The 4,649-nt window shown below is 62.8% G+C and carries 4 protein-coding genes; 2 read left to right on the plus strand and 2 right to left on the minus strand.

Going from position 1 to position 4,649, the window contains the following annotated elements; all coding sequences use genetic code 11:
* Positions 1-269: 269 nt before the first annotated feature.
* Complete coding sequence (locus tag QZ271_RS13900; RefSeq protein WP_291432471.1) at positions 270-881, minus strand: ParA family protein; 612 nt, start codon at positions 879-881, stop codon at positions 270-272.
* A 281-nt stretch (positions 882-1,162) separates the two neighbouring features.
* Complete coding sequence (locus QZ271_RS13905; protein ID WP_291432473.1) at positions 1,163-3,151, minus strand: hypothetical protein; 1,989 nt, start codon at positions 3,149-3,151, stop codon at positions 1,163-1,165.
* Positions 3,152-3,327: 176 nt separating this feature from the next.
* On the opposite strand from QZ271_RS13905, the gene QZ271_RS13910 reads away from it, so the two are divergent.
* Together QZ271_RS13910 and QZ271_RS13915 are read left to right on the plus strand one after the other, a co-directional pair.
* A complete protein-coding gene (locus QZ271_RS13910; RefSeq protein WP_291432475.1) occupies positions 3,328-3,540 on the plus strand; it encodes a KTSC domain-containing protein in 213 nt (70 codons plus the stop codon).
* Between the two features lie 134 nt (positions 3,541-3,674).
* On the plus strand, positions 3,675-4,649 hold a 975-nt coding region (locus QZ271_RS13915; RefSeq protein WP_291432476.1), incomplete at its 3' end, for a DEAD/DEAH box helicase family protein.

A 4,649-nucleotide genomic window follows, 5' to 3' on the forward strand; every position in this document is an offset into this window, starting at 1 on the left:
TATAACCGTCGTCGTCGTCACTCGTCGTTGGGCTATCGGTCACCGACGGCCTTCGAGGAGCAGGCCCCCATCCCGAACTGAGGCTCCACCAAACCCTTGACAGATCAATTCGGGATTCGACCGTTTCCCTGGAGGACGACCCACCCGACGAGGCGACCCCGTCTGAGCTGCGGCCACCTCGACAGGGGCCATCACAGGACCGGGGTTTGCACTGGCCTCCTGTTCACGGCGTTCCCGCATGGCACGCAGGCTGGAAAATTTGCTGCCCGTCATTCCTGCGCTCCGACCGCCGCCACGATTTCCTGAGCGGCCCGCTCATAGTCCCACCACGCCAGTCTGGCCGCGCGGGAATTCCGAACGGCGTAAACCGGCACCCCCTGCGCGCTCGCATGCCGGAACGCAGACGTCTGCCGGATCGAAGCCCGCATCACCGGAAGACCCTCTGTCTCCAGGAGCGTGCGTGCCTCGTCCCCTTCGCGGGAAGGACTCGGGGGAACGAGCGTCAACAGAATGCGGTACTGCCCCCCCAGAGTCTGCAGGGCCTCCGTCGTCTGGAGTAGTGCGTCTAGGCTCATGGCCTCCGGGTTCGTGGGGAGCACGAGGAGATCGCATCCGCCGACCAGATCCCGGAGTTCATCTGCGGTGGGCCGGGCTCCGGTATCGATGACGATGTGTTCGAACTGGCGCGAGAATTTCATGGCCTGCGCCTCGGGAACGACTGTGAATGGCAGCCCCTGATGCGAGGCCCAGAGTGAGGCGCTGCGATTGGCATCGCCGTCGACGAGGAGCGTCGGAGCGGAACGCTGAAGGTAAGCCGCCAGGTGCACAGAAGTGGTGGTCTTGGCCACTCCGCCTTTGAAGCCAGCAACGGTAATAATCACGCCTCTACTGTCCACCCAGACGTACAGTCGGAGTTATGAATCTATGAAATTTCATCTGTGCAAAAATCTGAAATTATAAATACGGATCAACGCTTTGCGAAGGTTTTGGCATAGATGCCGGTGTGCTGTTCGAAGCACGAGTGGTTCAGCTGTCGGATGCGTTCCAGACAGTCGTGACTCACTCACACAGCGCAGCTGGGGATTTCCACAGGAGGGCCAGTGGATAGCAGCTGAACTTGATAGGCGTGCTGTTGGCCCGTCAATGGAGCTGAGATCCGCCGTCAAACCAGAGCGGCCCACTGCGCGGAGCACTGCGCAATCAGACGGAGGTCGCCCAGTTGCTTGGCTGCCTGCAGCCTGAGTTCATGCAGCTCGACCAATTCCGGTTCAACGTCAAGGACTTGATCACAGATGGCAAGGGCCAGCTCGGGTTCATCCACCTGTAGGCGTGCGCGGGCGTGTTGCTGCGCCAGGAGCGACAGACCTGTGCGAGCCTCGCGCTGGAGACCTTCCGCCCAGTCGCTATGCATCATGGCAGGGAACGCTGGTCCCCGGTACAGGCTCAGGGCACGGGCCATGTTCCGTGCAGTCAGCGCTGCCCGGAATTCCAGCAGGTCGAGTCGCACGCCGAATCCTACGCTCAGGTGGTAGGTTCTCGCGTGATACGGCCCGTTCGTGATCACGAGGTCGCCTGGGACATGTCGGCGAAACTCAGCAAGGTGAGTTTTGATCGCGCTGGCTGCAGCGTTTGGAAACTTATCCGGGTATAGCGCCGCCTGAAGCTGCTGCCGAGTCTGCCCAGGTTGGAGGACAAGGTGAGCCAGCACGGCCACAGCACCTGGGCTGAGGGGAACCACCTCACCCTCGACCGTGACCTGCTCACCGCCCAAGGTCACGACATCTATGCGCGTCAGATCGCTGTCCATTCCCCGCAGCGGAATACCGCGCAGACTCGGCTGCCCCATCAACAGGCCAGCCAGGGTTGAGCGCAGCGCCGGATTCAGTGCGCCCGCGTGCAGGCTCTCTGCGACATCTTCCAGATCTGCGGTCATGGCCGGTAGGAGTTGAAGACGTGCGAAGTCCTCCGCCGCTTCCCGGAGACGCGCTGGGAAGGTTGCCGCGCCCATCAGGTACAGGGTATGAGCGTGGTGGAGTTTCGCCCGGGCGGCCCAGACGTACTGCCCTTCTTCGGTCAGGCGCACCGCTGCTTCCTGCAGGTCCCGATCTGCCTGCTCCAACTGGCCTTCACGCCAGGCCATGATGCCCCGCGCTTGCAGGACGGCGGGGGGCAGGGGCGTGCCCGGTGGTGTGCCCCAGAGATACAGCGCCGTATGCCCTTGCGCGTAGCGTCCCTGGCGGGCGTGGTATTCGGCCAGTCGCGGCGCCAGCCACCGCGTCACTTCAACGTCCTCGAGCGCTTCCGGAAGCCCCTGAATGGCCGTGAGTAGCGCCCCGTACTGCCGCCACTGGCCGCGCCGGGCGTGCAGCATTGCCATGCTGGTGAGGAGGTGCGCCTGGGCTCGTTGGGAAGACGTCATTGGTAGCAGCGCCTGTGCTTCTCGCAGCGCGTCTTCGATCTCTGGGCTTTCACCCGCAGCGACCAGGAGGTCCAGCCACCCTTGCAGCGCGGTGAGTCGCGGCAGGGGATTGGGCGCGGCTGGCAGCTGCTGGAGCGCCTCCCGATACAGACGTGTGGCCCGGGCAACCTGACCGGTGGTGACAAGCATCCGCGCCAGGGACACCGTCACCCGCGCCGCCCCAGCTTCGTCGCCCAGGGCTAGGTATCCGTGCAAGGCCTGCTCCACGCGCCGTAGACCCGGTTCGGTGTCGCCCGCCTGGAAGGCCGTGACACCCCACCAGCGCTCCAGGCGGCAGCGGAGTTCCCCCTTCATCTGGGCGGCGTGGGCAGCGAAATGTACCTGCGCGTCCAGCCAGCGTCCTGTGACGCGCAGCAGGTTCCCATACTCCACGGTAGCTTCCGGGTCGCCACCCAGGTGGGCCCGCAGCAGATGTGGTTCGGCCAGTTGGAAGTGCCCGAGTCGCAGGGCGCTGACGCCCAGGAGCCGACGTTCGATGAGGGTCAGGTGGGTCTGTGCCTGCAGATCGGTGATGAGGTCATGGTACTGACCCTGTTCAAACTGGTGTAAACGCTGCACTGGCCACCTTTTCCGATGCTCAACCGACGCGTCAATAGCGTTGGCGGGATGAAAATTCTGTCCGTGATCCGGCTGCTCCTCGGCCTCCTCGTCGCGGTTTGGGGCGTCGCTCAAGCCGAAGCCACCATACCGCCCCCCACCCCCCCAGCGATGGGCAGTACCCCAGATGGCCTGGGCAGCAACGACTACGGCCTCGAATAACAGGCTGCCCAGATGCGCGGCTGCACGGCGAAACCCATACAGCGCACCTCGATCTGTTTACCAGCCACCACAAAATCCGCAGGAGAGATATGAAGCATATTGCCGTCACATCCAGCAATCTCGCGTCCATCGCGTATGATTCGGCCTCCCAAACGCTTGAAGTCGCGTTCAAGAACGGCGGGCTTTACAGTTATGCGGGAGTGCCCGCTTCTGTACACCAGGGGCTGATGTCTGCCCCCTCGCACGGCTCTTACTTTGCAGCTCACATTCGCAACCGCTACCCGACCCAGAAACTGCGTTAACTCTAGCCGGGGCCGTGCCTTGGACCCTGGGTGCGGCCCGACTCGGCAATATGCTGTCCGCAAGGCGTTTTCATGCGATCGCGTTGCGCGCTGAAGAGCTATAAATCCCGAAAGGCAACGACACGAGGCTGCCCTTGACGTCACCTAACCGCACCGCCGACATCGCCCTCCCCCCCCAGTACGCCGTGCAATTCAAGCTGCACGGCAGCCCGATCGAGCAACTCCAGCAGAACAGGCGGGTCATCGCCGGCGCCACACTGACACCCCTGGCCCGCACTGTCGGCTGGAGCGTGATTACCGCTGGCCAACAGATCGTGGTGTACGACCGGATGCGTGTGATTCCTGCTGAGGTAAGTGCTGCTCTGCAGACCACCACTGGTGACTTTCCGACACACCCCGAGGAGATCGGCAGCCTACAGGCGCGGTGGCTCGCCCCACGGCCCAGAGTGGCCGTGACGCCAACAGATCCCACAGCGGTGCGCCGCTCCTGGGCGGGAAAGTTTCACTTTCTTGAGGAGCAACTCCAGGCTGATAAGAGCGTGCAGTCATCTGGACTGCGTCCTCCACAGATTGGAGCGGTATACGCCGCGCTGGCCCACTGGACGGCCCGTGAGGATCCGGCCACCATTGTCATGCCGACCGGCACCGGGAAGACGGAAACGATGCTGGCCCTCTGCGTGCAGCAACGCATGGAGCGGCTACTAGTGGTGATTCCCAACGACGCACTGCGCGATCAGATCGGTGACAAATTCCTGACCCTGGGTCTGCTCAAAGAGTTCGGGGTGGTGGAGGCCGATGCTCTCTATCCCATCGTGTGCCGCCTTAAGCACATTCCCAAGGACCTGAATCAAGTAGAGCAGTTGTTCGGACCGTCCAACGTCGTGGTGACGACCATGAGTATCCTCAGCGGCTGTACCGATGAGGTGTTGGATCGTCTGGTCGAATACTGCTCCCACCTTTTCGTGGATGAGGCGCATCACGTGCCGGCTGCCACCTGGGACCGCATCAAGTACGCCTTTTCCAGCCGCCGAATTCGTAACTGCTCAGCAGGGGACGATCAGACAGAGAAATTGGGCATGAGAATATCCCCCGTGAACACGCTGACCAGT

This window comes from Deinococcus sp., from assembly GCF_018260555.1.
GTDB lineage: Bacteria > Deinococcota > Deinococci > Deinococcales > Deinococcaceae > Deinococcus.